The following is a 25,892-nucleotide window of genomic DNA, read 5'->3' as shown; positions in this document are numbered from 1 at the left end:
CCCCCCTGCCCCGACAGGCCCCGGCGGTTCGCCGGGGCCTGTCGCGCTTGACCCGGGCGCTCCCGCCGTATAGAACCGACTGGTTACACAACCAGGAGGTTATGAACGTGTCCGCGGATCTGCTCGACGCCACATTCGCCGCGCTCGCCGACCCCACCCGGCGCGCCATCCTCACCCGGCTGGCCGCCGGTGAGGCCACAGTCACCGAGCTGGCCGAGCCGTTCGCGATGAGCCAGCCCGCCGTCTCCAAGCACCTCAAGGTGCTCGAACGCGCCGGCCTGGTCACCCGGGGCCGGGACGCCCAGCGCCGCCCCTGCCGGCTCGACGCCCGGCCGCTGCGGGAGGCCGTCGCGTGGCTGGCGGACTACCGCGACTACTGGGCGGAGAGCTACGCGCGGCTGGACGAGGTGCTCGCCGAGCTGACCGCCGGGGAGCAGCGGTGACCGGCCTGACCGTCACGCTGCACGGCGACCGGGAGATCCGGCTCAGCCGCGACTTCGCCGCCCCGCGCCACCTGGTGTTCGCCGCCTTCACCCGACCCGAGCTGCTGGTCCGCTGGTGGGGCGCCCGTGGCTGGCACCTGGTCGAGTGCGAGGTGGACCTGCGGGTCGGCGGGCGCTGGCGGTTCGTCTCCCGGGGACCGGACGGCGACCTGATGGCCCAGGGCGGCACGTACCGGGAGGTCGACCCGCCCGCGCGGCTGGTCTGCACCGAACTCTTCGACGACCAGTCCTATCCGGGCGAGACGCTGGTGCGTCACGACTTCACCGGTCCGGCGGACCGGACCACGGTCGTCACCCACCTGCGGTACGCCACCGCGCAGGGCCGCGACACCGTCCTGCGCTATCCGATGACCCGCGGCCTGAGCGAGGCGTTCGACCGCCTCGCGGCAGCGCTGCACAACGATTCGACGACAGGAGCGACAACGTGAACTGGACGCTGGAAGTGGTGGTCGTACCGGTCTCCGACCTGGACCGGGCCAAGGAGTTCTACGTGCGGCGGCTCGGCTTCGTCCTAGACCACGACACCGATCTGGGCGGCGCGGGGCGGATCGTCCAACTCACTCCCCCGGGCTCCGGGTGCTCGATCGTGCTCGGCCGGGGCGTCGTACCGGAGATGCCGCCGGGCTCCCTCAAGGGCCTGCAACTCGTCGTGCCCGACCTGGAGCGGGCGCACGCCGAGCTGGTCGAGCGGGGCGTCGAGGTGAGCGAGATCCAGGTGATGGGTCAGAACCCGCGCCCGGTGCCGCACCCGCTGGACAACGTCGGCTTCGTGTTCTTCCGCGACCCGGACGGCAACGAGTGGGCGGTACAGCAGATCTCCGAGCGCGGCTGAGGCCTACAACCTCCGCGGGCCGGTGTCCGGACGGGCGGCCTCGGCGCCGGTGCGCACAGTGGCGTGCAGCACCGAGATGCCGTCCGGCCGGGCCAGCACCGGGTTGAGCGTGAGCGACCGCACCCGGGGCTGCTCGTCGGCGAGGCGGCCGACCCGCACCAGCAGGTCGACCAGGGCCGCCCGGTCCACCGGCGCGGCACCCCGGTGCCCGCGCAGCAGCGGCGCCGCCCGGGGTTCGTCGACCAGCTCGGCGGCGTCCCGGTCGGTCAGCGGCACCGCGCGCCAGGCCCGGTCACCGAGCAGCTCGGTCGCGACACCACCCAGCCCGAACCCGACCACCGGCCCGAACGCCGGATCCTCCACCAGCTCCACCACGCACGCCACGCCCGGCGCGACCATCGGCTGGACCAGCACCTCCGCGCCGAACACCGGGGCCATCTCCGCGTACGCGCGGCGCAGCGCGGCGGCGTCGGTCAGGTCGAGGCGTACCGCGCCCAGGTCGAGGCGGTGCCGCAGCCCGGGGGCGGCGGCCTTGAGCGCCACCGGCCAGCCGAGCCGCTCCCCCACCGCCGCCGCCTCCTCGGCCGAGCGGGCCGGCACCGAGTCCACCACGTCGATCCCGTACGCGCGCAGCAACGCCGCCGAGTCGGCGCCGTCCGGCCGCAGCGCGGCGTGCCCCGCCGTCCGGTCCACGTCGGCCAGCTCCGGCAGCACCCCGGCGGGCCGGCGCAGCCAGTCCGCGTACGCGGTCACCCGGCCCAGCGCGCGCACCGCCTCCTCCACGCTCGGGTACGCCGGCACCCCGGCCGGCACCAGCCCGGCCAGGAACGTCGCCACCACCGGCTTGCCGGTGACCCGCGCCTCGGGCAGCGCCGCCGCGAAGTCGGCCACCGGATCGGCGAGCTGGCCCGGCAGCGGCGGCGCGAACACCGCCACCACGGCGTCCACCCGCTCGTCGGCCACCGCCTCGCCGAGCGCGGCGGCGTACGCGGCGGCCCCGGCGCTCGGCCCGACGTCCCGCGGGTAGCCGTCGGCAACGGTCAGTCCCTGCGCCGCGCAGGCGGTAGCGGCCAGCCCGGTCAGCGCCGACGAGTTGCCCACCACCGCCACCCGACGCCCGGCCGGCAGCGGCTGGTGGGCCAGCAGCACGCCCACATCGAGCAGTTCGGACACGGTGTCCACCCGGATCACCCCGGACTGGGCGAACAACGCGCTCACCGCCGCCGCGTCCAGCGCGGGCGCCTCCCCCACGCCCGGCGGCCGGGCCAGCGAGGCGAGCGCCACCACCGGCTTGCGGCGGCCGATGCGCCGCGCCAGCCGGGCGAACTTGCGCGGGTTGCCGAACGTCTCCAGGTAGAGCGTGATGACGTCGGTGGCCGGGTCGTCCTGCCAGTACTGGAGCAGGTCGTTGCCGGACACGTCGGCCCGGTTGCCGGCCGAGACGAAGCTGGACAGGCCGAGCCCGCGCCGGGACGCCTCGGCCAGCAGCGCCACCCCGAACGCGCCGGACTGGCTGAACACGCCGACCCGCCCCGCCGCGGGCAGCACCGGGGCGAGCGTGGCGTTGAGGCGTACCGCCGGGTCGGTGTTGGCGACGCCGAGGCAGTTCGGGCCGACCACCCGCATGCCGGCCAGGTGCGCGGCGCGGACCAGCGCGCGCTGCGCCGCCGCGCCGGCCGGGCCGGACTCGGCGAACCCGGCCGAGATCACCACCAGGCCGTGCGCCCCCGCGCGGGCCGCGTCGCGGACCACGTCGGTCACCGCGTCCGGCGGGACCGCCACCACGGCCAGGTCGACGTCCTGGCCGGCGTCGGCCGCCGACGGGTACGCGGGCAGCCCCGCCACCGTCGCCGCGCTCGGGTGCACCGGCACGATCGCCCCGGCGAAGCCGCCGTCACGCAGATGCCCGAGCAGCGCCGCGCCGACGCCCTGGCCGGTGGTGCTGGCGCCGTACACGGCGATGCCGCGCGGCGCGAGCAGCCGGGCGATCGACCGCGCCTCGGTGCGGTGCTCCCGGCCGCGCTGCACCTCGAGCGTCGCCTCGGTGGGCGCGATCGGGAAGCTCAGGTGCACCACGCCGTCGGCGTACTGGCGCTGGACCTGGTAGCCGAAGTCGGCGAAGACCCGCAGCATCGCCCCGTTGGCCGGGAGCACCTCGGCGACGAAGTGCACGATGCCGTTGCGTCCGGCCGCGTCGGCCAGATGTTCCAGCAGCACCGAGCCGATGCCCCGGCCCTGGTAGGCGTCCTCGACCACGAACGCCACCTCGGCCTCGGGCGAGGAGGGGCCGAGCCGCTCGTACCGGCCGACGGCGACGATCCGCTCGCCGGCGAGCACCACGAACGCCTCCCGGTCGCGGTGGTCGACGTTGACGAAGCGCTTCAGGTCGCGTTCCGGGATACGCGGGTACGGCGAGAAGTACCGCAGGTATCGGGTGCGCTCCGAGAAACGGCCGTGCATGGCCACGATCTCGGGCGCGTCCTCCGGACGGATCTGTCGCAGCTGGACGGTCGTGCCGTCGCTGAGCAGCACGTCCACCGGTTGTTCGACGGTGGTCACCGGTCGGTCCTCCCCTGCCGCCGGCTCAGTCGCGCGGGTCGTGCGGATCGAGCCCGAGCAGCGGGAAGACGGCCTTGCGGGTGGCCGCGACGGCCCGGTCCACCGCGTTCGGCTCGCCGCTGGGCTGCCACGGCTGGTACGACGGGTCCACGTCGTCGGTCATCCGCAACGGCACGTCGTGCCCGGGTCGCCGCCGCGCGGCCAGCTCCCGCCAGCCGGGCGGGGTCAGCGTGGCCGGGTCGACCGGCTCGCCGGTGGCGATCGCGAGCAGGTGCGTCCAGGCCCGGGGCACCACCTCGACCAGCGCGTACCCGCCGCCGCCGGTGGCGACCCAGCGGCCGTCGCACAGCTCGTCGGCGAGCGCCCGCAGCGCGCGGTAGGTGGCCCGCTGCCCGTCCACGGAGAGGTGCAGGTCGGCCAGCGGATCCTTGCGGTGCCCGTCGGCGCCGCACTGGGTGACCAGCACCTGCGGCCGGAACGCGCGCAGCACCGACGGCACGATCGCGTGGAACGCCCGTTGCCAGCCCGCGTCGCCCACCCCCGGCGGCAGCGGCACGTTGACGGCGGTGCCCTCCGCGCCCGGGCCGCCGGTCTCGTCCGGGAACCCGGTGCCGGGGAACAGCGCGAGCGGCGTCTCGTGCAGGCTGACGGTGAGTACCCGCGGGTCGCGGTAGAAGATCTCCTGCACGCCGTCGCCGTGGTGCACGTCCACGTCCACGTACGCGATCCGCTCCGCGCCGAGGTCGAGCAGCCGCGCGATGGCCACGGCCGGGTCGTTGTAGACGCAGAACCCGGCGGCCCGGGCGGGCATCGCGTGGTGCAGCCCGCCGGCCACGCTCACCGCACGCCGGGCGTCGCCGCGCCACACCGCCTCGGCGGCGGCCGTCGTGGCGCCGGCGATCAGCGCGCTCGCCTCGTGCATCCCGTCGAAGACCGGATTGTCCGACGTGCCCAGACCGAACCCGGCGAACAGCGGGTCGCGCGGCGCGGACCGGACCGCGTCCAGGTAGGCCGGATCGTGCACGCGGGTGAGCAGCGCGTCGTCGGCCGGCTCGGGCTTGACCAGCCGCACGCCGGGCCGGTCCAGCACACCCAGCTCGCGGGCGAGCGCCATGGTCAGCTCGACCCGGACCGGGTCGAGGGGATGGTCGCCCATGTCGTAGGCGAGGAGACCCTCGTCCCACACCACCACCGTGTCGTCGGCCATGCGGCCATCGTCGCACGTGGCCCGGGACGCGCCCACCGGTCGTGCGCTCACCGGCCGGACGTGCCGCCGGTCGCGACCGGACGGTCCGCGTCGGCCACCCACTCGCTCCACGAGCCGACGTACAACGCGGCGTCCGGACGACCGGCCAGGTGCAACGCGAGCACCGCCTGCGCGGCGGTCACCCCGGAGCCGCAGTACGCACCGACCGGCGCGTCCGCGTCCACCCCGGCGGCGGCGAACCGCTCCCGCAGCGCCTCGGCGCCCGGGAACCGGCCCTGCGTGACGTACTCCGGGGCGGGCAGGTTGACCGCGCCCGGCACGTGCCCGGCGACCGGGTCGACCGGCTCGTGCTCGCCCCGGTAGCGGGGCGCGGCCCGTACGTCGATCAACACGCCGGGCCCGGCGGCGGCGAGCCGGGCGGCAGCGGCGGCGTCGAGCACCGGCAACGCGCCGGGCGCCACGGTCACGTCGCCGGGCGCCGGGGCGGGCACGCTCGTGTCGACCGGCAGGCCGGCGGCCGTCCAGGCCGCGAAGCCGCCGTGCAGCACCCGCACCTGCCGGTGCCCGGCCCAGCGCAGCGTCCACCAGGCGCGGGCGGCGGACATGCCGTCGCCGCCGTCGTACACCACGACGGGACGACCGGCGCGGACGCCCGCGGCCCGCAGCGCGGCCTGCAACGCCGCCGGGTCCGGAAGCGGGTGCCGGCCGGCGGCGCCGGGCGGCCCGCACAGCTCGGTGTCCAGGTCGACGAAGACGGCGCCGGGCAGGTGGCCGGCGGTGTAGTCGTCGCGTCCGGGCGGGCCGGTCAGCCGCCAGCGGACGTCGAGCAGGGTCGGCGGGTCGGCGTGATCGAGTTCGGCGGCGAGCCGGTCGGGCTCGACCAGCAGGTCTGCGGTGGCGGGCATGCGGCCCAGTCAACACCATTCGGCCCGCCACCTCCGGCTTCGCCTGCGTCGATGGTCGGTGGGAGCGGGTACCATCGGAGCCCAGGAGGCCGCAGACGTGAAGCACGACCTTGTTGACACCACCGAGATGTACCTGCGCACCATCCTCGAACTCGAGGAGGAGGGGGTGCCGCCGCTTCGTGCCCGCATCGCCGAGCGGCTGAAGCAGAGTGGTCCGACCGTCAGCCAGACCGTCGCCCGCATGGAGCGCGACGGCCTGCTCACCGTCGAGGGCGACCGGCACCTGACTCTCACGCCGCAGGGCCGCAACACCGCCGTGTCGGTGATGCGCAAGCACCGGCTGGCCGAGTTGCTGCTGGTGAACGTGATCGGGATGCCCTACGAGGAGGCCCACGAAGAGGCCTGCCGGTGGGAGCACGTGATGAGCGACGCGGTGGAGAAGCGGGTCTTCGACCTGCTCAACCGCCCGACCCGCTCGCCGTACGGCAACCCGATCCCGGGCCTGGCGGAGCTGGGCGACCCGGGCCAGGCGCTTGCCGACGCCGTCGAGGGCGAGCGCAACCTGGCCTTCCCCGGCCTGTCCGGCCCGGTCGTGGTGCGGCGGATCTGCGAGAGCGTGCAGACCGACTCGGACGTGCTCCGGCAGTTGCACGCCGCCGGCGTCGACCCGGGCGCGACCGTGACGGTGGCGCAGGAACGCGACGCCGTCTCCATCGACCGCTCCGGCGACCGGGTACGCCTTCCCCGCGAGGTGGCGTCCCGGGTGTTCGTCGCGGCCCGCTGATCGCGTCCGGCAGCTCTGGCCCTACGGTCGGAGCTGCCTGCGTGACCTTCGGTCAGAGCTGCTTGGCGACCTTCGGTCAGAGCTGCTTGGCGACCTTCGGTCAGAGCTGCCTTGTGTCGATCACCTTGGCCAGCGTGACCAGCTTGCCGGCCGTCTTGTCCGCCTCCGCCTTCGCGGTGCCGGCCGGGGCGGTCCAGCGCAGGGTGGCGAGCCGCCCCTCGGTGGCCAGCCAGCCGACCTCCGCGGCCGGCCCGGACTTCGCGGTCTTGGGCAGCGTGCGCCGGTAGGCGGCCTTGCCCAGCTTGGTGATCTTCGCCGCGCCGCCCGGCTGCACGTCCAGGGCGAACGTGGCCGCGTCGATCGACGTCTCGGTCACCGACAGCGTCAGCTCCGGCAGCACCGCCCCGGCCGCCCGGACCACGCACGTGTGGGTGTCGCCCCGCTCGGTGGCCGCCGCCACGTCGAACGTGCCGCCGGTGTGCTCGGCGATCACCGCGAAGTCGAGCAGCCGGCACGCCCCGCCCGAGGACGCCGCCGCGACCGGCACCGGCGGAGGCGGGGCCGGCGGCCCGGACCGGGTCGGCCCCTCGTCGGCGCAGCCGGCGGCGAGCAGGACGGCCGCAACGGCCAGCCAGATACGTGCACGCACGGGAGACCTCCGCGGTCGGCGGCGGGTCCGACCCGCCGGAGTTCCGTCGGACACCGTACGGCGTGCCCCAGCGGGGACGGAAGCCCCCTAATCGGCCACGTACGGACAGTGCCGGCAGCCTCGCCCGCAGCACGTGCCACGCCGCGCCAGGAAGCCCGCGCTGAGCACGAACAGCCCCGTCTCCGGATCCAGGTAGCCGGCCTCCCCGGCGGCCAGGGCGGCGGCGTGCGCGGCGAGGATGCGCTCCCGCCCGGGGTGGTCCGGCGACAGCCGCGACGGGTGCGGTTCGGTAAGGGGCCGTCCCGCCAGCTCGTCACGCACCGCTGAAGTCTACGGACGCCCGGCCCGCCCTAGTTTCCGCCCGGGCCGCCGCCGGTCCCGAGGCGTTCCAGGTACGGCACGAACGCCTCGGGCCGCTCGAACATCGAACGGTGCCCGGCGCGCGGGATCACCAGATGGTCCTTGCGCGGCGCCTGGAGCTGCGCGTACCACTCGTCGAACAGGCGCAGCCGGCCCGGCACCTCCTGCGCGCCGTCCACGAAGTACGCCGGCACCGCGAGCTGCCGCACGTCACGCCGGAAGTCGATCTCCTGCAACCGGGGGTAGAGCACGTCCCAGCCGTCCAGGAGACCGAACAGGTGCACCTTCTCCAGTGGGCTGTATTCGGAGACGCCCAGGTTGCCGACGGTCCCGGTCTCGTCCTCGCTCGCGCCTTCCCGGTCGACCGGGAAGGCCCCGGCCTCGTTGGTCAGCAACGGCTCGTACGCCCAGAGGTCGCGGTAGGGCGGCGGCCCCTGCGCGGTCATCCGGTCCGCGAGCGCCGTCCGGCCGGTGCGGCGGGCCCAGGCCACGGTGTCGGCGTACTGGCTGCGGTCGGCCTCGCGCAGGCTCACCACCTGCCCGACGCCCACGTACGCGGCGAACAGTTCCGGGTGCTGTCGCACGGCGAGCAGGCCGGCGATGGTGCCGCCGGAGTGCGCGACCAGGTGGATCCGATCCCGGCCCAGCCGTTCCCGCAGGTGCCGGGCCACCGCGACCAGGTCGTCCACCTCGTCGTCCAGGTGCCAGCCCGACGGGGCGCGGAACCCCGACCAGGAGCGTGGCCCGCCGGCACGGTCCCAGACGGCCACCACGAATCGGCGCTCCAACTCGGGCAGGTGGCGACGGACCGCGCCGATCTCCGAGCCGCCGGGCGGACCGGGCACCACGAGCAGCACCGGAGCGCCGCGGTCCGTACCCCTGATCAGCAGGCCCAGCTCGCGCCCGGAGGAGTCGACGGTGTCGAAGCGGGCGATGCCGCCGGGGATCGGCTCGGTGCGGCCCGGCACGGCCACGCCGACGGTGACGAGCGCGAGCAACGCGGCCAGCAGACCGACGCCGGCCCGGCCCGCCCAGCGCGGCACCGGCCGGCGCGGCGGCACCGCGTCGAGGCGGCGGGCGAGGCCGGCGCCGTAGGCGGCGCCGACCAGCAGCGGCAACAAGGTCAGCAGCCCGTGTACGCCCCGGCCGGCGAGCAGCGCCACGACACCGAAGCCGGACAGGTGCGGACGGTCGACGGTGGGCCCACGCAGCCGCAGCCGGACCAGCTCGACAGCCACCGCGAAGATCACCGGCGCGACGAGCATCAACCAGCGGGACCGGCCCAGCCACCCGGCGGCCAGCCCGACGACGAGGCTCACCGCGACGGAGGCGAGTGCCGCACCCACCGTGCCGGGCCCACGCGGGGTCCACCAGCCGGCGACAGCGCCCCAGAGCAGGGGCAGCGTCGACGCGAGGAGCATCCGGGTGCGCATGCCGTCTCCCTCCGCCGAGATCGTCAACCCTAGCCAGGGCGGCCACTCTTCGCTGTCCCGTCCTCACGTGTGGTACAGATCGGGTGTCGGCTGTGGTGAATGTTCAGCCGGCCGGACGCTGCGCGAGCAGGAACGCCTGGGACTGCCGCTCCCTGCCGACCGGCGCGCGGACCGTCGTCGCCGACACCGCGAACCCGGCCGCGGTGAGCTGTGCGACCAGCCGATCCGGGGACAGCCAGTAGACGTCGAAGGCGACGCAGTGGCCGTATGCCTGCTCCCGTCGGTCGAGCCGGTCGCCGGCCTTCACCGCGAGCAGCAGGTGACCGCCCGGAGCGAGCACCCGGTGGAAACCGGCGAACACCTCCGGCAGCAGTTCCGGTGGCAGATGGATGACCGAGTACCAGGACACCAGCCCGGCCAGTGATCCGTCCGGCACGGCCAGCTCGGTCAGCGAGCCGACCTCGAAGCGCAGGTCCGGGTACGCGCGGCGGGCCACCGCCACCATGCCGGGCGACAGATCGACGCCGCTGATGTCGAGGCCGAGCCGGTGCAGGTGGGCGGTGACGCGACCGGTACCGCAGCCCACCTCCAGCACGGGCCGCCCCGGCCCGACCGTCTCGGCGAACGCGGCCAGCAGGGCCCGGTCCAGCGGCGGCTCGACCACGTCGGGCAGCAGCCGCGCGTAGTCCTCGGCGACGGCGTCGTACGCCGCACGGGTCTCGGCGAGCCACCGCGGTTCGGTCACCCCGCGACCCTAGTAGCCGGCCGGACCACCTCCCGCCCCCGCTCCGTCGATCATGAAGTTGACGGGGGCGAGGTCGGCGTGTCGCGCCGTCAACCTCATGATCGACGGGGCGGGCCTCCGCCGGCTGCACCGCCGATGGGACGGCGTCGCCGGGGGAACTCCGCGCCCCCTGCGCGCTGCTGCCGGCCGATCTGCGGGAAGGGACACGACGACCGGCCCTCGGACCAGCGTGAACCGGTATGCGCCGACCGGGCATGAAGGGATGTGACGAACGAGATGCACCCGGTCGCGGCCCAGGAACGACGACCACCCGGGGCCGGGCCACCCGAGGCGGCAACGGACGGCGACCTGATCCACGGATCCGTCACCGAGCCGGAGCGGTTCGCGCCGTTGTTCGACCGGCACGCCGTCGCCGTGCACCGCTACCTCGCCCGGCGGATCGGCCCGCCCGCCGACGACCTCCTGGCCGAGACGTTCCTCGTCGCGTTCCGACGGCGGGCCGCGTACCGACCGGACGTGGGGGTACGGCCGTGGCTCTTCGGGATCGCGACCAATCTGCTGCGCCGGCACGTACGGGCCGAGGAGCGCCGGTACCGGGCACTGGCCCGGCTCGCCGCAGCGGAGACGCAGCCCGGGATCGAGGACGCGATCGACCGGCTGGACGCCCGCGCCCTGCGCCGCGATCTGGCCGCGGCACTCGCGTCGCTGCACCGGCGCGACCGGGACGTGCTGCTGCTCACCGCCTGGGCGGATCTGTCGTACGAGCAGATCGCCGCCGTGCTCGACATTCCGGTCGGCACGGTCCGTTCCCGCCTGCACCGGGCCCGCCGGCTCACCCGACTCGCGCTCACCTCGAAGGAGCCGACATGAACGAGATCGCCCTGTTGCGGACGCACGGACCGGACGCTCCGGAGGCGTCAGCGGAGACGCTGAACGACGCTCGCAACCGCCTCGTCGACGAGTTCCCGGCCGCATCGGCACGCCGGACCGTCAGACCGGTGCGGCGCCGGACCCTCCTGGTGGCGGCAGCCGCGACGACGGTGACGGTCGCGGTGGGCGTCGGTCTGGCGGCGCGTCCGGTCGACCGCCCGGCGGAGCCGGTCACGCTGGTGGCGGTGACCATGCCCGAGTTCCCGCTGACGTTGCGGTCCCGCCCAGCGGTGCTGGCACCACCGCGGTACAGCTACGAGCCGGACCGGTTCCTCGCCGTGTACCTGTCGGATGGCGGCGCCGACGATGTCTGGCTCTCCGTCCGGGACGAGCGCCCGGATCGCCACGCACTGCCGTCCCGGCGGGTGACCGTCGGCAGCCACCAGGCGGAACTGTACGAGGACGAGCACCCCGCCGCGCCCCGGCAGGTCACCGTGACGTGGGAACAGAAATCGGGTCGGTGGGTGTCGCTGACCGGCCACGGCCGGTTCGCGGCGGACGGCGCGTTGCTGCGGCTGGCCGGGGACGTCGTCGACGAGCCGCAGCCGATACCCCTGCGGGTCCGGGTCGCGCCCCGCGGGTGGCGGATCGCCTCGTTCAAGGACGACACCATCCTCACCCTGCGCGGCAAGTCCCCCGGCGACATGCTCGCCGTGCAGGTGGTGGCTGGCCGCGACCCGGACCTGCTGCACACGGTGATGGGGGCGGTGGAGGAACGCACGGTCACGGTCGGCGGGCGGGACGCACGGTTGGTCCGGGCCGACGAGATGTGGTTCCTGCAGACGGAGGTGCCGGGCGGGGCGGTGGTCAACCTGCAGGCGCCCCTACGGCTCACCGTGGAGCAGGTGATCGCGATCGCCGAGCAGGTGTCGGTGACGCCACGGGGTCGCTGACCGTCCCGTCGGCCCTTCGGCGACGGTGGCCGGACCAGCAGCCCGCCGGTCATGCCGCCGTCGCGCCGATCTCGCAGCCGCCCCCCGCTCCGTCGATCATGAAGTTGGCGGGGCGAGGTCGGCGTGCCGCGCCGTCAACCTCATGATCGACGGGGCGGAGCAGCGGAGGGCGGGGCTGGCGCCGCGCTGCTACGGTCGCCCGCGATCGTCCGAGGAGGACAACATGACGAGATCGGCCGCCTTACTGCTGGTCATCGGGGTGCTCCTGGCCTCCGCCGGCTGCACCGCCGACGAGACGGCGTCGCCGGGGGAACTCCGCGACCCCTGCGCGCTGCTCCCGGCCGACCTGCTGGCGCGGCTCGCGCCCGGCGCTCAGCCCACCGCCTCGGCGAACCTCGGTGACCGCAGCGGCTCCAAGGAGTGCGCGGTCGACCTGACCAGTGGCACCGCCATGCGCGGCGACCTGGTCGTCACCGTGGCCACGGATGCCGAGGGCAGGTACGACGCGACGTGGCGGCGGGACCGGTGCGACCGCATCGCCGCCGAACCGAGCGACGCCGGCCCGGGCGACACCTCCTGCACGGCGGTGCGCCCGTGGGACGGCGGGGAGACCCGGTTCGACGGCTGGGCCTGGCGAGGTGACCACTACGAGGTGCGCGTGGCGTACCAGGTGGTCAAGCCGGAGACGTTGCCGGCCGGCGCGGAGGCCGACCTGCGGGGCGTGCTCGCCTCGGCGGTCGACGCGCTGCCGGACTGAGCCGGGCCGGGCGGTCCGGCGGTCTTCACGGCCGCGCCGCGCCGAACCAGGTGAGCGCCTGGCCGTGGCCCCGGGTCCAGGCCAGGGGGCGACCGTCCAGGGCCAGGACGTTGTGGAACCCGTCGGCGGGCGGCTCGGGCAGCGTCGCGTGCGGCAGCACCGACAGGTCCTCGTTGGCGAGCCAGTGGCCGGGCAGGGTCCGGACCAGCGCGGTGAACGCCTCCCGCCGTGGCGGCGGCACCTGGTACAGCACCGAGCTGTGGAACACCACGAGCGTCGCCCCGGCCGGAGCTTGCGCCGCCAGCGCCGGCAGGTCGTCGACCAGGTCACCGCGCACCAGCAGCGGCGGGTCGGCCGCCGCGACCGCAGCCGCCGCGCGCAGCCGCGCCCGGCGGTGCCGGTGCTCCGGCCAGATCAACGCCTCCAGCCAGGCCACGTCCGCCGGGTCGGTGACGTCGAGCGGGTTCACGTCGAGCCCGGCCCGCCACACCACCTCCGGGCGCCGCACCGGCGGCTCGGTGCCGGTCAAGTCACAGTCGAGCACCGGCTCGCCGTCGCCGACCCGCCGGTCGCCGTAGCGGTACGCGTACCGGTCGGGGTAGAGGCACAGCCCGGCGGACGCACCCACCTCCAGCAACGCCAGCGGCTGCGGCAACGCGGCGAGCACCGGCAGCAGCACCGCGCAGCGCCCCGCCTCGTTCGTCTGGGTCGCCCGCGTCCGCATCTGCGCCGCGACGTCCGGCCAGTGCCCGATCACGTACGCGCGGAACGCCGCCGGGTCGTCCACCGGCCCGCCGCGCAGCCGCACCACCCCGAACAGCAGGTTCGGCTGACGCTTGGCCGGCGGCAGCGTGTCGAGCAGGGCGAGCAGCTCCCGGTCACCGGCCACCGCCCGCGACAACCGCTCGTACGCCGGGGACACGCCGCGCGTCTCACGCTCGGCGAAGACCCGATAGATGTCTGCCGTGCTCATCCCCCGAGCATTCCAGCTCGCGTACACGATGGTCTGTGACCGTGGGCACCTACAGCCGTTTCGGCCGACGGGGACGAAGCCCTCGGGAGATCTCCTCCAGGTGCCGCTGCTGGTGCTCACGCACCATGGCCTCCCAGACCTCCTGGTCGAAGTCAGGATCGAGCGGCACCCACCGGTGCGAGCCGTCGCAGTAATGAAACCGTTCGTCGCCCGGCCGAATGACATTCATCGCACCCACCCGAGGAAGCGCTGATGCAACACCCCGGCCGTCACCCAGGTCAGATCCTCCGCCGCCCACACCAGATAAGACCCCATGTACAAGCCCAACGACACCGGCGCTCCGGCGAACTCGGCCCGCAGCTCACGACGCCGCGTCGGGCAGGGCCACGGAGCGCCACACCCACCGCAGCTCCACACCGGAAGAACCGGCCCGTGGGCGGTCACCGGAGGCCGTCCAGGAAGCGCCGGGTGGCCGTCCGCGCTTGCCGGCGGGCCGCCCATTCGACCTGCTGACAGGGGTACGGGGACAGCCGCGCCCACCACGCCCGGCACCCTGCGCAGAAGCCGTCGACGCCGGGTACGTGTACCGACAGGATCTGCCGGACCTGCGGCTCCGTCACGTCTGCTCCTCTCCCGGCCAGTGGCCGCGACGGATCGGGATGCGATGGCGTACGCGGCACGGCAGTTCCGCGCCGCAGCGGCAGATCCGCCGCCACCGCCGCCAGGACCACACCGGACGGTGTCGCCGGGCGAGGGTCAGCGCGACCGCCACCACGTAGTCCTCGTACGACACACGAGTACGCATGCCGCCCTCCCAAACTTAGACTTCCATTTTGGAAGCCCAACTAGACTAAAGTTGGACTCCTGTTTTGGAACCCTGCCGAGCGTGTCGCGTCATCTCGATGCGGAGGGCGATAATCAGCCGATGGTCAACCCGACAATCCAGCGCAGGCGGCTCGGACTCGCACTCAAGCGGGCTCGGGAGCACGCCGGCAGGACGCAGGACGAGGCGGCAGCAGTCATCGATGCCGCAGCGAGCAAGATCAGCCGCATCGAGCTGGGTCAATCGGGCATCAAGCTGACCGACCTGCATCTCCTGCTCGACCTGTACGGCGTTACGGGCGAGGAAGCTGAGCCGTTACGCGAACTCGCTCGTGCCGGGCGCCAGCGAGGGCGGTGGAGCACATACCGCAACGCCGTACCCGATTGGTTCCGCCAGTACCTCGACCTAGAGGGCGACGCGTCGGAGATTCGCTGGTACCAACCGGAGGTCGTTCCCGGCATCCTCCAGACCGAGCCCTACATCCGCGCGATGAACGCCACCGCCCACCCGCGCCCCAACGACGAGGATCTGGACCGAACGGTTGCCATCAGACTTGAGCGGCAGGCGATCTTGCGTCAGGACGGCGGCCCGGAGCTGAGCTTCATCCTGAGCGAATCCGCGCTCCGGCGGAACATCGGTGACGTCGACACCATGAGCGACCAACTCCGCCACCTCGTGGAGGTGAGCAACCAGCCGAATGTCTCGCTCCAGGTCTTCCCCTTCGACGCGCAGACCTACGAAACGGCGTCCTTCAACTTCATCATTTTGCGCTTCGGCGACGACGCCGGCTCGGATGTGATCTACGTAGAGACGTTCACGGACGCGGATTACCTCGACCGACCGGACGCGGTGCGGGCCTACACTCGGCTGTGGGACCGGCTCCGTGCCGCCGCGCTCGGGCCGGTAGAGTCGCGCAAGCTCATCCGGCAACTGGCGGATGAGCTGGCACGCTGACGGAACTGGAGGTGGCCGTGACAAGCCCGGATCGCCTCGGCCTCAAGTGGCGCAAGTCGAGTCGCAGCGACAACAACGGCGGCGCGTGCGTAGAGGTTGCCGCCGTCAGCGAGAACATCCTGATCCGCGACAGCAAGGATGCGGCCGGTCCCGTTCTACGCTTCGGGCGTCAGGCATGGCAGGCGTTCCTCCGGACTCTGCCCTGAACCCGGACCTGCCGGTACACACACTTCACCGCTGGCCCTTAAGCCAGCCGCGAGGACGAATGAGGGCAAGCGGGGCGCACGCCTTCGCGTACGCCCCGGCCTTCTAGTCAGCGTGAGTCACGTGGCGGATTCGGATCGTTTCCGTAGCTGTCTCGCTCACGGATTTGACCGTTTCTGCCGTGAAGGTAGAACTCCGTCTGGTCCGCCCGGGCTACTGGCCGCCCAGCCCTCTCGGCTTCCGCCTGAGTCGGGTGCAGCGACGATGCCCGCTGATTTCCCTCCCGGACCACAGCCCACTCGCCGTCACGAGGGACGACATGAACAGGTTTGGCCTTATCAGCCATGACTTTCTCCACTCCTACTCGATTAACTTGCTTGACCGAGCCGGGAGGAGCGAAGATCTGTCTCTGCAAGGAAACAGGTCGGGTTCCGTCCCGGCTCACGAGCCCCGGGCGCGCCAACGCCCGGGGCTCGTTGCTTTCGTCAGCTGCAGCCGCTGGTGGAGCCGCAGCCCTCGCAGACGTAGCAGCTACCGGCGGGCCGCATCTTCGTGCCGCAGGTGAAGCAGAGCGGCGCGTCGGCGGCCTTGCCGATCACGGCCTCCAGCAGCTCGGTGCTGGAACCCACCGACGGCGCGGGCTTGACGGCCGCGGCGTCGGCCATCTCCTGCGCCGGCTGCGCGATCGGGCCGGTCTTCGGCTCGGGCGCCTCGACCGGGGCGGAGGCGGCCATCGCGGTGAGGTCCGCACCGCTCGCCTCCGCCTCCGCCTCGGCCCGGAGCTGGGCGGCCCGCTCCTTGGCGGTGAAGATGCCCAGCTCGGCGCGGCGGTCGTACGGCAGGAAGTCCAGCGCCAGGCGACGGAAGATGTAGTCCATCACCGAGGCGGCCATCCGCACGTCCGGGTCGTCGGTCATGCCGGCCGGCTCGAAGCGCATGTTGGTGAACTTGCTGACGTACGTCTCCAGCGGGACGCCGTACTGGAGACCGATGGAGATGGCCACCGAGAAGGCGTCCATCACACCGGCCAGGGTCGAGCCCTGCTTCGACATCTTGAGGAAGACCTCGCCGAGGCCGTCGTCCGGGTAGGACGAGGCGGTGAGGTAGCCCTCCGCGCCGCCGACCGAGAAGGAGACCGTCTGCGACGGGCGCTTCTTCGGCAGCCGCTTGCGCACCGGGCGGTACTCGACGACCTTCTCCACGACCTTCTCGACCTCGGCGGCCGGGGCCTGCGTCTCGGCGGTGGCCTTGTTCGGCTTGGCGGCCGACAGCGGCTGGCCGACCTTGCAGTTGTCCCGGTAGATCGCCAGCGCCTTGAGGCCGAGCTTCCAGCCCTCGAAGTAGATCTTCTCGACGTCCTCGACGGTGGCCTGCTCCGGCATGTTCACCGTCTTGGAGATGGCACCGGAGATGAACGGCTGGACGGCCGCCATCATCCGCACGTGACCCATCGGCGCGATCGAGCGCTCGCCCATGGCGCAGTCGAAGACCGGGTAGTGCTCCGGCTTCAGGCCCGGGGCGTCCACCACGTGGCCGTGGTCGGCGATGTGCTCGACGATCGCCTCGACCTGCTCCTCGGGGTAGCCGAGGCTGCGCAGGGCGCGCGGCACGGTCTGGTTGACGATCTGCATCGAGCCGCCGCCGACCAGCTTCTTGAACTTCACCAGTGCCAGGTCCGGCTCGACACCGGTGGTGTCGCAGTCCATCATCAGGCCGATGGTGCCGGTCGGGGCGAGCACGCTGGCCTGCGAGTTGCGCCAACCGAACTTGTCACCGAGCTTGTTGCCGAGCGTCCACTGCTTGGTGGCCTCGCGCTGCACGGCGGTGGCCACGGTGCCGGTCGCCTTGATCGCGTCGTTGGCGGCGGCGTGCTTGCGCATGACCCGCTTGTGCGGCTCGGCGTTGCGCGCGTAGCCGTCGTACGGGCCGACGATGCCGGCCAGCTCGGCGGACCGGCGGTAGGCGGTGCCGGTCATCAGCGAGGTGATCGCGGCGGACACCTCCCGGCCCTGCTCCGAGTCGTACGGCAGGCCGGAGGCCATCAGCAGCGCGCCCAGGTTGGCGTACCCGATGCCGAGCTGCCGGTAGGCGCGGGTGGTCTCACCGATCTTCTCGGTCGGGAAGTCGGCGAAGCAGATCGAGATGTCCATCGCGGTGATGACGAACTCGACCGACTTGACGAACTTCTCCACCTCGAAGCCGCCGTCGGCGCGGAGGAACTTCATCAGGTTCAGCGACGCCAGGTTGCACGAGGAGTTGTCCAGGTGCAGGTACTCCGAGCACGGGTTCGACGCGGTGATCCGCCCGGTCTCCGGGCAGGTGTGCCAGTCGTTGATGGTGTCGTCGTACTGCAGGCCCGGGTCGGCGCACTCCCACGCGGCCTGGGAGATGGTGCGGAACAGCTTCTTCGCGTCGATCGTCTCGATGGTCTGCCCGTCGAGCCGGCCGCGCAGGTCGAAGCCGCCGCCGTTCTCCACGGCGGTCATGAACTCGTCCGAGACGCGGACCGAGTTGTTGGCGTTCTGGTACTGCACGCTGACGATGTCGGCGCCGCCCAGGTCCATGTCGAACCCGGCGTCGCGCAGCGCGCGGATCTTGTCCTCCTCGCGCGCCTTGGTCGCCACGAACTCCTCGATGTCCGGGTGGTCCACGTCGAGGATGACCATCTTGGCCGCACGCCGGGTGGCGCCACCGGACTTGATGGTGCCGGCGGAGGCGTCCGCGCCGCGCATGAAGCTGACCGGGCCGGAGGCGGTGCCGCCGGAGGAGAGCAGCTCCTTCGAGGAACGGATGCGGGACAGGTTAACCCCCGCGCCCGAGCCGCCCTGGAAGATCCGGCCCTCCTCCTTGTACCAGTCGAGGATGGAGTCCATCGAGTCGTCGACCGACAGGATGAAGCAGGCGCTGACCTGCTGCGGCGACGGCGTGCCGACGTTGAACCACACCGGCGAGTTGAAGCTGAACACCTGGTGCAGCAGCATCCAGGTCAGTTCGTGCGCGAACACCTCGGCGTCGGCCGGGGTGGCGAAGTAGCCGTACTCCTCACCGGCGGTGCGGTAGGTCTCGACCACCCGGTCGATCAGCTGCCGCAGCGACCACTCCCGCTCCGGGGTCCCCACCGCGCCCCGGAAGTACTTGGTGGTCACGATGTTCGCCGCGTTCACCGACCAGGACTCGGGGAACTCCACCCCGCGCTGCTCGAAGTTGATCGAGCCGTCCCGCCAGTTCGTCATGACGACGTCGCGGCGCTCCCAGGCGACCTCGTCGTAGGGATGCACCCCCTCGGTCGTCCAGACGCGCTCGATCTTCAGCCCCGCCCCGGCCTTGTTCCGTGACTTGCTGGTCGTCACGCCCTCGCCCCCCTCGTCGGCACGGTCACCCACCGCGCCTCGTGTACCTGTCAGAAACCCGAAAATGTCAGCTGATCGCGCCGGCGGCGTCCGCCGCACCGGCACCGGCGCCCTCCCGGGCGCGCGCGGCGGCCCGCAGCGTCTCGATCTCGCGCTCGAAGTCGGCGAGCGAGTCGAAGGACCGGTAGACGCTGGCGAACCGCATGTAGGCCACCTCGTCGAGGTCACGCAACGGGCCGAGGATGGCCAGGCCCACCTCGTGGCTGGGGATCTCGGCCGCCCCCTTGGCCCGTACGGTCTCCTCGACCTTCTGTGCCAGCAGCGCGATCGAGTCGTCGTCGACCGGCCGCCCCTGGCACGCCTTGCGCACCCCACCGATGATCTTCGTGCGGCTGAACGGCTCGGTCACCCCGCTGCGCTTGACCACCGCGAGCACCGCCTCCTCGACGGTGGTGAACCGCTTGCCGCACTCCGGGCACGACCGTCGCCGCCGGATGAGCTGGCCGTCGTCGGCCTCCCGCGAGTCGACCACCCGGGAGTCGGCGTGCCGGCAGTACGGACACCGCATTCGCCCGACCTCCTCCGTCGATCGCGGGCACAGCTACCGGCTCCCGGGCACGCGTCGACACGGCGGGGCCATCGTCCGATGACCGTCGCCGAGTGCGCGGTGCGGGAGTGCGTTCGGTAGTTGAACCCAACCTGTAGGCAACTTACGCCCGTGTGACTACTACATCTAGGGGTCGACCGTATGCCGAACCCCAAGCGAGGTCAAGTTGACGGGCGTGTCCGGCGAGTCGTCAGGATCACGCCCGGCGCGACGCCGCCGTGGAGCCCAACGGACGGCCTCCCGTGCTAGTCACGGGCGGCCGGGATAGAACACCCGTTCGAGCGGCGTACTCTTCTATCAGAACACCAGTTCGGAAATCCAGGAATTCGGCGCGACACGCCGACAGCAGGTCGTACAGATGTTTGAAAATGGCCGATCTCACCTATACGGTCAGACCACACGCACCACGAGCCGACGAGGCACCCCAGCGCCGACCAGGGAGGGACGGACGTGACCGAGGACCGGGCCAGCCGGCAGAAGAACCCGCAGCCGAACGACGGGGCGGGTCCTCCGGCGACCCGTCGCCCCCGCACCGCCCGCAGCCGCACCGCCCCCGCGGCGGTGCGTCCGGTCACCCCGGTGGTGAGCAGCTTCCCCGACCCGGCGACGGTCGACCTGACCGCCCGGCAGCGGCGGATCCTGGAGTTCATCCGCAACTGGGTCGAGCGCCACGGCTACCCGCCGAGCGTGCGCGAGATCGGCGAGGCGGTCGGGCTGGTGTCCCCGTCCAGCGTCGCCTACCAGCTCAAGGAGCTGGAGAAGAAGGGCTTCCTGCGCCGCGACCCGAACCGTCCGCGCGCCGTCGACGTCCGCGCGCCGGGCGAGGCGGACGACGAGGCGGCCCGCGCGCAGCGGCCCGCCCCGGCGTACGTGCCGATGCTGGGTCGCATCGCCGCCGGTGGGCCGATCCTGGCCGAGCAGGCGGTGGAGGACATCTTCCCCCTCCCCCGCGAGCTGGTCGGCGAGGGCGAGGTCTTCATGCTCCAGGTCAAGGGCGACTCGATGCTCGACGCGGCGATCTGCGACGGCGACTGGGTGGTCGTCCGGCAGCAGCCGAACGCCGAGGTCGGTGACATCGTGGCCGCCATGCTCGACGGCGAGGCGACGGTGAAGACCTACCGGCGGCGCGACGGGCACGTCTGGCTGATGCCGCAGAACCCGGCCTTCGACCCGATCCCCGGCGACGACGCCACCATCATGGGCCGTGTGGTGGCGGTGCTGCGCCGCATCTGAGCGACAGCGACGACGAAGGGGTGACCGGTGGCCGGTCACCCCTTCGTCGTGTCGTCTCAGTAGCGGTCGCCGCGGTACTCCCGGCCACCGCCGGACACCGGGCCGTACTGGCCCCGGCCGTCGTAGCCGTCGTCGCGGCGCCCGCCCCGCGGCTCCTGGCCGCGGCGCGGCGGCTCGGCCCGGCCGCCGTCCCCCCGCGGTCCGCCGCCGTTCGGCTGCCCACGGTGTCCGGCCCCGCCCGGGCCGCCGCCATAGCCGCCACCAGGGCCGCCGCGGCCCTGGCCGCCGCCACCCGGGCCGCCACGACCGGGGCCACCCTGGCCCGCACCGCCGCCCGGTCCACCCTGACCTCCGCCGCCGTAGACGCCGCCGCGCCCTCCGCCGCCGGCCGGGGCACCACCGCCGCCGTAGACGCCGCCGCCACCCGGCGGACGGGCTCCGCCCGGAGGACGGCCACCGCCCTGACCACGGCCACCGTCCTGCGGGCCGCCGCCGTACACGCCGCCGCCCGGCCGGCCACCACCGTAGACACCGCCGGACGCCGGGCGGTCGCCGTTGGCCGCGCCGCCGTACACGCCGCCCTGACCGCCGCCGTAGACACCGCCGCGCGGCGCGGCCGGCCGCTCGCCCGACGGGAAGCCGTTGTTCACCGGGAACTCGCCGCTGCGCTCGGGCTCGTCGGCCGGCGCCCGCGGCGCCGGCTTGCGCCGCGCCCGCAGGATGCCGAACACACCCGCGCCGACCAGGAGCGCGCCGAGCACCCCGACGGCCGCGATCAGGTACGTGATCTCGTCGAGCGAGAGCCCTTCGAGCCACGACTTCTGGGCGGCCGGTTTGGTGTCGGCCTTGCCGCCGTTCGGCAGCGCCTCGGCGCCGGTGGTCGACGGGGTGTAGGTGAGGATGTCGATCGGGTCCGACTCGTCGAGCGTGCCGCCGTCGGAGACGGTGACGAACAGCTTGCCGTCCGGCGTGTAGGAGATCGCCTCGCCGAACGGGTCGGCGAGCGGCGTGACCCGGGGCTTGCCGGTGGTGAGCGCCTTGACGATGTCGCCGCCGGCCACGTCGAACTCGAACGCGTCGGCGTACGTGCGCAGCACGACCTTGCTGCCGTCGGGCGAGCGGGCCGCGCCGGTGACGAGCGCCCGCCCGGGCGAGCCGAGCTTGTTCTCGGTGCTGGTCTTCGGGAGCGTGACCTCGCCGACCTTCTTCATCGGGATCGCCTCGGTGTCGCCGCTCGCCTTCAGCTTCACCGTCGGGGTGTAGATCTCCGACTTGCCGGAGAGCTCCTTCGTGATCACCAGCGGCATGTTGTCGTCGCCGACGAGCAGGGCCTCCGCGTCGTGCGGCTCCTTGCCCGGGTAGCTGAGCCGGTGCAGCACCGGCTGCCTCGAGCCGCTCAGCGGCATCGTCCAGACCGCGACCCGCTCCCGGCGGGTCTTCTTCTCCACGTTGTCGCCGGTGTCGGCGATCCAGAGCGTCTTGCGGTCCGGGCTGAGAGCCAGGTCCTCGGTGTCGAGCGGCCCGTCACCGGAGTAACGGACCTCCCTGTCGACCTTGCACTTGGTGTCCAGATAGAAGACCCGCTTGCGGCTGGGGTCGTCCGAGCCGTCGTTGATCACGACGTACCCGTTGCTGGTGGCCACCAGGCCGGACAGCTCGCGGAGCCGGTCGTCCTCGACCGTGCACTTCTTCTTGGGAGCCGCGGCCAGCACGGGGGCCGCGGCGGGAGCCGCCGGGGCCGGCCCGGCCGGCGCCACGACCGCGCCGACCAGGCCGAGCGCGAGCGTGACCGAGGAGACAACGTGCCGCATGACGCTCAGTGTCGCACGGCACGGGTTTCCGGCGGGTGACGCCGGACGGCTCACCGCCCGGCGCCCACCCGCTCGTCGCTGGTCAGCCGGTCACCCGCCCGGTACGGCGCGAGCTCCGCGGCCAGCCCCTCGTTGACCCGCACGTGCACCAGCGTGCCCTCGGGCAGGTGCGCGGTGCTGAGCACCTCACCCTGCCGGTGCACCCGGGCGACCAGGTCACCCCGGTCGTACGGGAGCACCGCGCGCACCTCGACGGCCGGCCGGGGCAGCCGCCGCTCGACGGCCTCGCGCATCTCGTCGATCCCGCGCCCGCTGTGGGCGGAGACGAAGACCGCGTCCGGCCAGAGCCGCTTGAGCCGCAGCATCGTCTCCTCGTCGGTGGCGTCGGTCTTGTTCACCACCAGTAGTTCCGGCAGCCGGTCGGCGCCCACCTCGGCGAGCACCTCGCGTACCGCCCGGACCTGCTCCTCCGGATCCGGGTGCGTGCCGTCGACCACGTGCACGACCAGGTCGGCGTCGGCGACCTCCTCCAGCGTCGAGCGGAACGCCTCGACGATCTGGTGCGGCAGGTGCCGGACGAACCCGACCGTGTCGGACAGCGTGTAGAGCCGCCCGTCGGACGTGGTGGCCCGGCGGGTGGTCGGGTCCAGCGTGGCGAACAGCGCGTTCTCCACCAGCACGCCCGCACCGGTCAGGCGGTTGAGCAGGCTGGACTTGCCGGCGTTGGTGTAGCCGGCGATCGCCACCGCGGGCACCGCGTTACGGGTACGCCGGGCGCGCTTGGTCTGGCGTACCGTCGCCATGCTCTTGATCTCGCGGCGCAGCCGCGCGATGCGGTGGCGGATGCGCCGCCGGTCGGTCTCCAGCTTGGTCTCACCGGGACCACGCAGACCCACGCCGCCGCCGGCGCCCCCGCCGCGGCCGCTACCACCGGTCTGCCGGGACAGCGTCTCGCCCCAGCCGCGCAGGCGCGGCAGCAGGTATTCGAGCTGGGCCAGCTCGACCTGCGCCTTGCCCTCCTTGCTCTTGGCGTGCTGGGCGAAGATGTCGAGGATCAGGGCGGTCCGGTCGACCACCTTGACCTTGGTGCGCTGCTCCAGGTTGCGCAGCTGCGACGGCGACAGCTCACCGTCGCAGATGATCGTGTCGGCGCCGGTCGACAGCACCACCGCGCCCAGGTCGTCGACCTTGCCCCGGCCGATGTACGTGGCCGGGTCGGGCCGGTGGCGACGCTGGATCAGCCCTTCGAGCACCTGCGAGCCGGCCGTCTCGGCCAGCGCAGCCAGCTCGGTGAGGCTGTTGTCGGCGTCGGTCTGAGTGCCCTCGGTCCAGACCCCCACCAGGACGACCCGCTCCAGCCGCAGCTGGCGGTATTCGACCTCGGTGATGTCGGTGAGTTCGGTGGAGAGGCCGGGGACCCGCCGCAGCGCCTGCCGCTCCGACAGCTCGTACTCGCCGGTGGTGGCGTCGAACTCGTCGTCGGTGTAGGGATGGAAGGTCTCCTGCTCGCGCAAACTGCGTCTCCTGTCCGTTATGTGCAACGCCGAGAATTTTCGGCGCGTGACAGCAATCCTGACATGTGACAACGCCGGGCGCACGTGTGTTATGCCCGCGACGCTACCCACTGGTAGCGGGGGCGGATGCCGGGCGACCTGGGCAGGCGAGTAGAAATGCCAGTCGAGCCGCTCAGCGCCGACGGAGGAGTTTCTCGTGGCCAACACACGACTGCCGAGTGCCGGATTCTCCATCACCATCCGGATCGCGGTACCCGCCGACGCCACCTCCATCGGCCGGCTCACCACCGCCGCCGGCGAGGCCGGGGCCATCGTCACCGCGCTGGACGTGGTGGACTCCGATCCCGCGCACGTGATCGTCGACCTCACCTGCGACACCGCCGACGCCGGCCACGCCGACCAGGTCGTCGACGCGCTCACCGCGCTCGACGGGGTGGACGTGCGCAAGGTCTCCGACCGCACCTTCCTGCTGCACCTCGGCGGCAAGATCGAGGTCACCCCGAAGGTCGCGCTGCGCACCCGCGACGAGCTGTCCCGCGCGTACACCCCGGGTGTGGCCCGGGTCTGCATGGCGATCGCGGAGAACCCGGCCGACGCGCGCCGGCTCACCATCAAGCGCAACACCGTCGCCGTGGTCAGCGACGGCACCGCGGTGCTCGGCCTGGGCAACCTCGGGCCGGCCGCGTCGCTGCCGGTGATGGAGGGCAAGGCGGCGCTGTTCAAGCGCTTCGGCGGGGTGGACGCCTGGCCGGTGGTGCTGGACACCCAGGACACCGACGAGATCGTGGCGATCGTCAAGGCGATCGCGCCCGCGTACGGCGGGATCAACCTGGAGGACATCGCCGCGCCGCGCTGCTTCGAGATCGAGGCCCGGCTGCGCGAGGCGCTGGACATCCCGGTCTTCCACGACGACCAGCACGGCACCGCGATCTGCGTGCTGGCCGCGCTGACGAACGCGCTGCGCGTCGTGGGCAAGCAGCTCGCGGACGTCCGGGTCGTGGTCTCCGGCGCCGGCGCGGCCGGCACCGCGATCATGAAGCTGCTGCTGCGTCAGGGCGTGGGCGACATCATCGCGTACGACCGGCAGGGCGCCCTGCACCGCGGCCTGCCGGACCTCAACCCGGCGTGGCAGTGGCTGGCCGAGAACACCAACAAGGAGAACTACTCCGGTGACCTGGCCGGGGCGGTACGCGGCGCGGACGTGTTCATCGGCGTGAGCGCGCCGAACCTGCTCACCGGCGAGGACGTCGCCGCGATGGCGAAGGACTCGATCGTCTTCGCGCTGGCGAACCCCGACCCGGAGGTGGACCCGCGGGAGGCGCGCAAGTACGCCGCGGTGGTCGCCACCGGCCGCTCGGACCAGCCGAACCAGATCAACAACGTGCTCGCCTTCCCCGGCGTGTTCCGCGGCATGCTCGACGCGCACGCCGAGGAGTTCACCGAGGAGATGGCGCTCGCCGCCGCGCGGGCCATCGCGGACGTGGTCGGCGAAGACAAGATCAACCCGACGGTGATCGTGCCCAGCGTCTTCGACTCCCGGGTCGCCCCGGCGGTGGCCGCCGCGGTGCGGGCCGCCGCCCAGAACCCGGCCGCCACGCCGGCCCCGGCGGCCGACCCGGGCCCGGCCGACCTTCCCGAGATCGCCGCCAACGCCAGCGCCACCCCCTGACCCAGGCACGCCCCAGCCCGTCGCGGCGCCTCTGCACAGGCCAGCGCCCTCTCATGGGCACCTTCCTGCTGGGGGGTGTCCCTATGGGGTTCGTCAAGCGGCGATCGGCGTCGTGGGGCGGGGTTGGTAGGGGATCTTGTCGCGGAGCATGGCGAACAGGACGTCGCAGCGACGGCGGGCGAGGCAGATGAGGGCGG

The 25,892-nt window shown here is 73.0% G+C and carries 27 protein-coding genes; 11 read left to right on the top strand and 16 right to left on the bottom strand.

Annotated elements, in window-relative coordinates; all coding sequences use genetic code 11:
- Nucleotides 1-107 precede the first annotated feature (107 nt).
- From M8C11_RS17325 to M8C11_RS17315, 3 genes are read left to right on the top strand one after another with little or no spacing between them, the layout of a single operon-like run.
- Nucleotides 108-443: a helix-turn-helix transcriptional regulator gene (locus M8C11_RS17325; RefSeq protein WP_120573912.1), complete on the top strand. Its 336-nt coding sequence runs from the start codon at nucleotides 108-110 to the stop codon at nucleotides 441-443.
- Nucleotides 440-931, top strand: a complete 492-nt coding sequence (locus M8C11_RS17320) for an SRPBCC family protein (RefSeq protein WP_121684292.1) — start codon at nucleotides 440-442, stop codon at nucleotides 929-931. Before M8C11_RS17325 ends, M8C11_RS17320 begins: the two co-directional genes overlap by 4 nt.
- The gene (locus M8C11_RS17315; protein WP_121684293.1) at nucleotides 928-1,335 is read left to right on the top strand and encodes a VOC family protein; all 408 of its coding nucleotides are present in this window, start codon (nucleotides 928-930) and stop codon (nucleotides 1,333-1,335) included. The genes M8C11_RS17320 and M8C11_RS17315 overlap by 4 nt, the downstream gene beginning before the upstream one ends.
- 3 nt (nucleotides 1,336-1,338) lie before the next feature.
- On the opposite strand, the gene M8C11_RS17310 is transcribed toward M8C11_RS17315, so the two are convergent.
- The 3 genes from M8C11_RS17310 to M8C11_RS17300 are packed head-to-tail and all read right to left on the bottom strand — an operon-like array spanning nucleotide 1,339 to nucleotide 6,006.
- Nucleotides 1,339-3,894 carry a bifunctional GNAT family N-acetyltransferase/acetate--CoA ligase family protein gene (locus M8C11_RS17310; RefSeq protein ID WP_252450645.1) on the bottom strand — a complete coding sequence of 852 codons (2,556 nt, stop codon included), beginning with the start codon at nucleotides 3,892-3,894 and terminating at the stop codon, nucleotides 1,339-1,341.
- A gap of 25 nt (nucleotides 3,895-3,919) precedes the next feature.
- Nucleotides 3,920-5,101, bottom strand: coding sequence for an acetoin utilization protein AcuC (locus M8C11_RS17305; RefSeq protein ID WP_252450635.1), 1,182 nt, complete (start codon nucleotides 5,099-5,101; stop codon nucleotides 3,920-3,922).
- Nucleotides 5,102-5,148: 47 nt separating this feature from the next.
- Nucleotides 5,149-6,006, bottom strand: coding sequence for a sulfurtransferase (locus tag M8C11_RS17300; protein ID WP_252450627.1), 858 nt, complete (start codon nucleotides 6,004-6,006; stop codon nucleotides 5,149-5,151).
- A 97-nt stretch (nucleotides 6,007-6,103) separates the two neighbouring features.
- On the opposite strand from M8C11_RS17300, the gene M8C11_RS17295 reads away from it, so the two are divergent.
- Nucleotides 6,104-6,790 (top strand): metal-dependent transcriptional regulator, encoded by a 687-nt coding sequence (locus M8C11_RS17295; RefSeq protein ID WP_145754679.1) that lies wholly within the window; start codon nucleotides 6,104-6,106, stop codon nucleotides 6,788-6,790.
- Nucleotides 6,791-6,890: 100 nt separating this feature from the next.
- Here M8C11_RS17295 and M8C11_RS17290 read toward each other — a convergent pair whose 3' ends face one another.
- The 4 genes from M8C11_RS17290 to M8C11_RS17275 all read right to left on the bottom strand — a co-directional run bounded on the left by M8C11_RS17290 (nucleotide 6,891) and on the right by M8C11_RS17275 (nucleotide 9,977).
- Entirely contained in the window at nucleotides 6,891-7,439 is a 549-nt protein-coding gene (locus tag M8C11_RS17290; RefSeq protein ID WP_145754681.1) for a hypothetical protein, read from the bottom strand.
- A gap of 87 nt (nucleotides 7,440-7,526) precedes the next feature.
- A complete protein-coding gene (locus M8C11_RS17285; protein ID WP_071096262.1) occupies nucleotides 7,527-7,760 on the bottom strand; it encodes a DUF5522 domain-containing protein in 234 nt (77 codons plus the stop codon).
- 29 nt (nucleotides 7,761-7,789) lie between these two features.
- Entirely contained in the window at nucleotides 7,790-9,232 is a 1,443-nt protein-coding gene (locus M8C11_RS17280; RefSeq protein ID WP_252450625.1) for an alpha/beta hydrolase, read from the bottom strand.
- Between the two features lie 103 nt (nucleotides 9,233-9,335).
- Nucleotides 9,336-9,977, bottom strand: a complete 642-nt coding sequence (locus M8C11_RS17275) for a class I SAM-dependent methyltransferase (protein WP_145754686.1) — start codon at nucleotides 9,975-9,977, stop codon at nucleotides 9,336-9,338.
- Nucleotides 9,978-10,253: 276 nt separating this feature from the next.
- On the opposite strand from M8C11_RS17275, the gene M8C11_RS17270 reads away from it, so the two are divergent.
- The 3 genes from M8C11_RS17270 to M8C11_RS17260 all read left to right on the top strand — a co-directional run bounded on the left by M8C11_RS17270 (nucleotide 10,254) and on the right by M8C11_RS17260 (nucleotide 12,557).
- Nucleotides 10,254-10,847, top strand: coding sequence for a sigma-70 family RNA polymerase sigma factor (locus tag M8C11_RS17270; RefSeq protein ID WP_145754746.1), 594 nt, complete (start codon nucleotides 10,254-10,256; stop codon nucleotides 10,845-10,847).
- On the top strand, nucleotides 10,844-11,800 hold the full coding sequence (locus tag M8C11_RS17265) for a hypothetical protein (protein WP_145754689.1): 957 nt from the start codon (nucleotides 10,844-10,846) through the stop codon (nucleotides 11,798-11,800). Before M8C11_RS17270 ends, M8C11_RS17265 begins: the two co-directional genes overlap by 4 nt.
- A 223-nt stretch (nucleotides 11,801-12,023) precedes the next feature.
- The gene (locus tag M8C11_RS17260) at nucleotides 12,024-12,557 is read left to right on the top strand and encodes a hypothetical protein (protein WP_145754692.1); all 534 of its coding nucleotides are present in this window, start codon (nucleotides 12,024-12,026) and stop codon (nucleotides 12,555-12,557) included.
- 25 nt (nucleotides 12,558-12,582) lie between these two features.
- On the opposite strand, the gene M8C11_RS17255 is transcribed toward M8C11_RS17260, so the two are convergent.
- The 4 genes from M8C11_RS17255 to M8C11_RS17240 all read right to left on the bottom strand — a co-directional run bounded on the left by M8C11_RS17255 (nucleotide 12,583) and on the right by M8C11_RS17240 (nucleotide 14,335).
- Nucleotides 12,583-13,530 (bottom strand): DUF2332 domain-containing protein, encoded by a 948-nt coding sequence (locus M8C11_RS17255; RefSeq protein WP_145754694.1) that lies wholly within the window; start codon nucleotides 13,528-13,530, stop codon nucleotides 12,583-12,585.
- A gap of 49 nt (nucleotides 13,531-13,579) precedes the next feature.
- Nucleotides 13,580-13,759, bottom strand: coding sequence for a hypothetical protein (locus M8C11_RS17250; protein WP_145754696.1), 180 nt, complete (start codon nucleotides 13,757-13,759; stop codon nucleotides 13,580-13,582).
- A gap of 211 nt (nucleotides 13,760-13,970) precedes the next feature.
- A complete protein-coding gene (locus M8C11_RS17245) occupies nucleotides 13,971-14,150 on the bottom strand; it encodes a hypothetical protein (RefSeq protein ID WP_145754701.1) in 180 nt (59 codons plus the stop codon).
- Nucleotides 14,147-14,335, bottom strand: a complete 189-nt coding sequence (locus M8C11_RS17240) for a hypothetical protein (protein WP_145754704.1) — start codon at nucleotides 14,333-14,335, stop codon at nucleotides 14,147-14,149. The genes M8C11_RS17245 and M8C11_RS17240 overlap by 4 nt, the downstream gene beginning before the upstream one ends.
- An 81-nt stretch (nucleotides 14,336-14,416) precedes the next feature.
- On the opposite strand from M8C11_RS17240, the gene M8C11_RS17235 reads away from it, so the two are divergent.
- Both M8C11_RS17235 and M8C11_RS17230 read left to right on the top strand, forming a co-directional pair.
- A complete protein-coding gene (locus M8C11_RS17235) occupies nucleotides 14,417-15,307 on the top strand; it encodes a DUF5753 domain-containing protein (RefSeq protein WP_145754706.1) in 891 nt (296 codons plus the stop codon).
- Nucleotides 15,308-15,324: 17 nt separating this feature from the next.
- The gene (locus M8C11_RS17230; protein ID WP_013284754.1) at nucleotides 15,325-15,513 is read left to right on the top strand and encodes a DUF397 domain-containing protein; all 189 of its coding nucleotides are present in this window, start codon (nucleotides 15,325-15,327) and stop codon (nucleotides 15,511-15,513) included.
- Nucleotides 15,514-15,620: 107 nt separating this feature from the next.
- On the opposite strand, the gene M8C11_RS30725 is transcribed toward M8C11_RS17230, so the two are convergent.
- The 3 genes from M8C11_RS30725 to nrdR all read right to left on the bottom strand — a co-directional run bounded on the left by M8C11_RS30725 (nucleotide 15,621) and on the right by nrdR (nucleotide 19,429).
- Nucleotides 15,621-15,857 carry a DUF2188 domain-containing protein gene (locus M8C11_RS30725; protein ID WP_013284753.1) on the bottom strand — a complete coding sequence of 79 codons (237 nt, stop codon included), beginning with the start codon at nucleotides 15,855-15,857 and terminating at the stop codon, nucleotides 15,621-15,623.
- Nucleotides 15,858-15,996: 139 nt separating this feature from the next.
- Nucleotides 15,997-18,894: a vitamin B12-dependent ribonucleotide reductase gene (locus M8C11_RS17225; protein WP_145822806.1), complete on the bottom strand. Its 2,898-nt coding sequence runs from the start codon at nucleotides 18,892-18,894 to the stop codon at nucleotides 15,997-15,999.
- A gap of 34 nt (nucleotides 18,895-18,928) precedes the next feature.
- Nucleotides 18,929-19,429, bottom strand: coding sequence for a transcriptional regulator NrdR (gene nrdR / locus M8C11_RS17220; RefSeq protein ID WP_013284751.1), 501 nt, complete (start codon nucleotides 19,427-19,429; stop codon nucleotides 18,929-18,931).
- Nucleotides 19,430-19,918: 489 nt separating this feature from the next.
- Here nrdR and lexA point away from each other — a divergent pair, with 489 nt between their 5' ends.
- Nucleotides 19,919-20,701 carry a transcriptional repressor LexA gene (gene lexA, locus M8C11_RS17215; RefSeq protein WP_013284750.1) on the top strand — a complete coding sequence of 261 codons (783 nt, stop codon included), beginning with the start codon at nucleotides 19,919-19,921 and terminating at the stop codon, nucleotides 20,699-20,701.
- Nucleotides 20,702-20,757: 56 nt separating this feature from the next.
- Here the strand turns inward: lexA and M8C11_RS17210 are convergent, their stop codons facing one another.
- Nucleotides 20,758-22,512, bottom strand: coding sequence for a hypothetical protein (locus M8C11_RS17210; protein ID WP_252450621.1), 1,755 nt, complete (start codon nucleotides 22,510-22,512; stop codon nucleotides 20,758-20,760).
- A gap of 50 nt (nucleotides 22,513-22,562) precedes the next feature.
- Nucleotides 22,563-24,026, bottom strand: a complete 1,464-nt coding sequence (gene hflX / locus M8C11_RS17205) for a GTPase HflX (RefSeq protein WP_120571046.1) — start codon at nucleotides 24,024-24,026, stop codon at nucleotides 22,563-22,565.
- A 196-nt stretch (nucleotides 24,027-24,222) separates the two neighbouring features.
- Between hflX and M8C11_RS17200 the strand changes: the two genes are divergently transcribed.
- Nucleotides 24,223-25,695 carry an NAD-dependent malic enzyme gene (locus M8C11_RS17200; protein ID WP_120571047.1) on the top strand — a complete coding sequence of 491 codons (1,473 nt, stop codon included), beginning with the start codon at nucleotides 24,223-24,225 and terminating at the stop codon, nucleotides 25,693-25,695.
- Nucleotides 25,696-25,892 lie beyond the last annotated feature (197 nt).

The sequence above is a fragment of the Micromonospora sp. CPM1 genome (assembly GCF_023896895.1).
GTDB classification, from domain to species: domain Bacteria; phylum Actinomycetota; class Actinomycetes; order Mycobacteriales; family Micromonosporaceae; genus Micromonospora; species Micromonospora tulbaghiae.
This window is presented reverse-complemented; position numbering and strand designations above follow the sequence as displayed.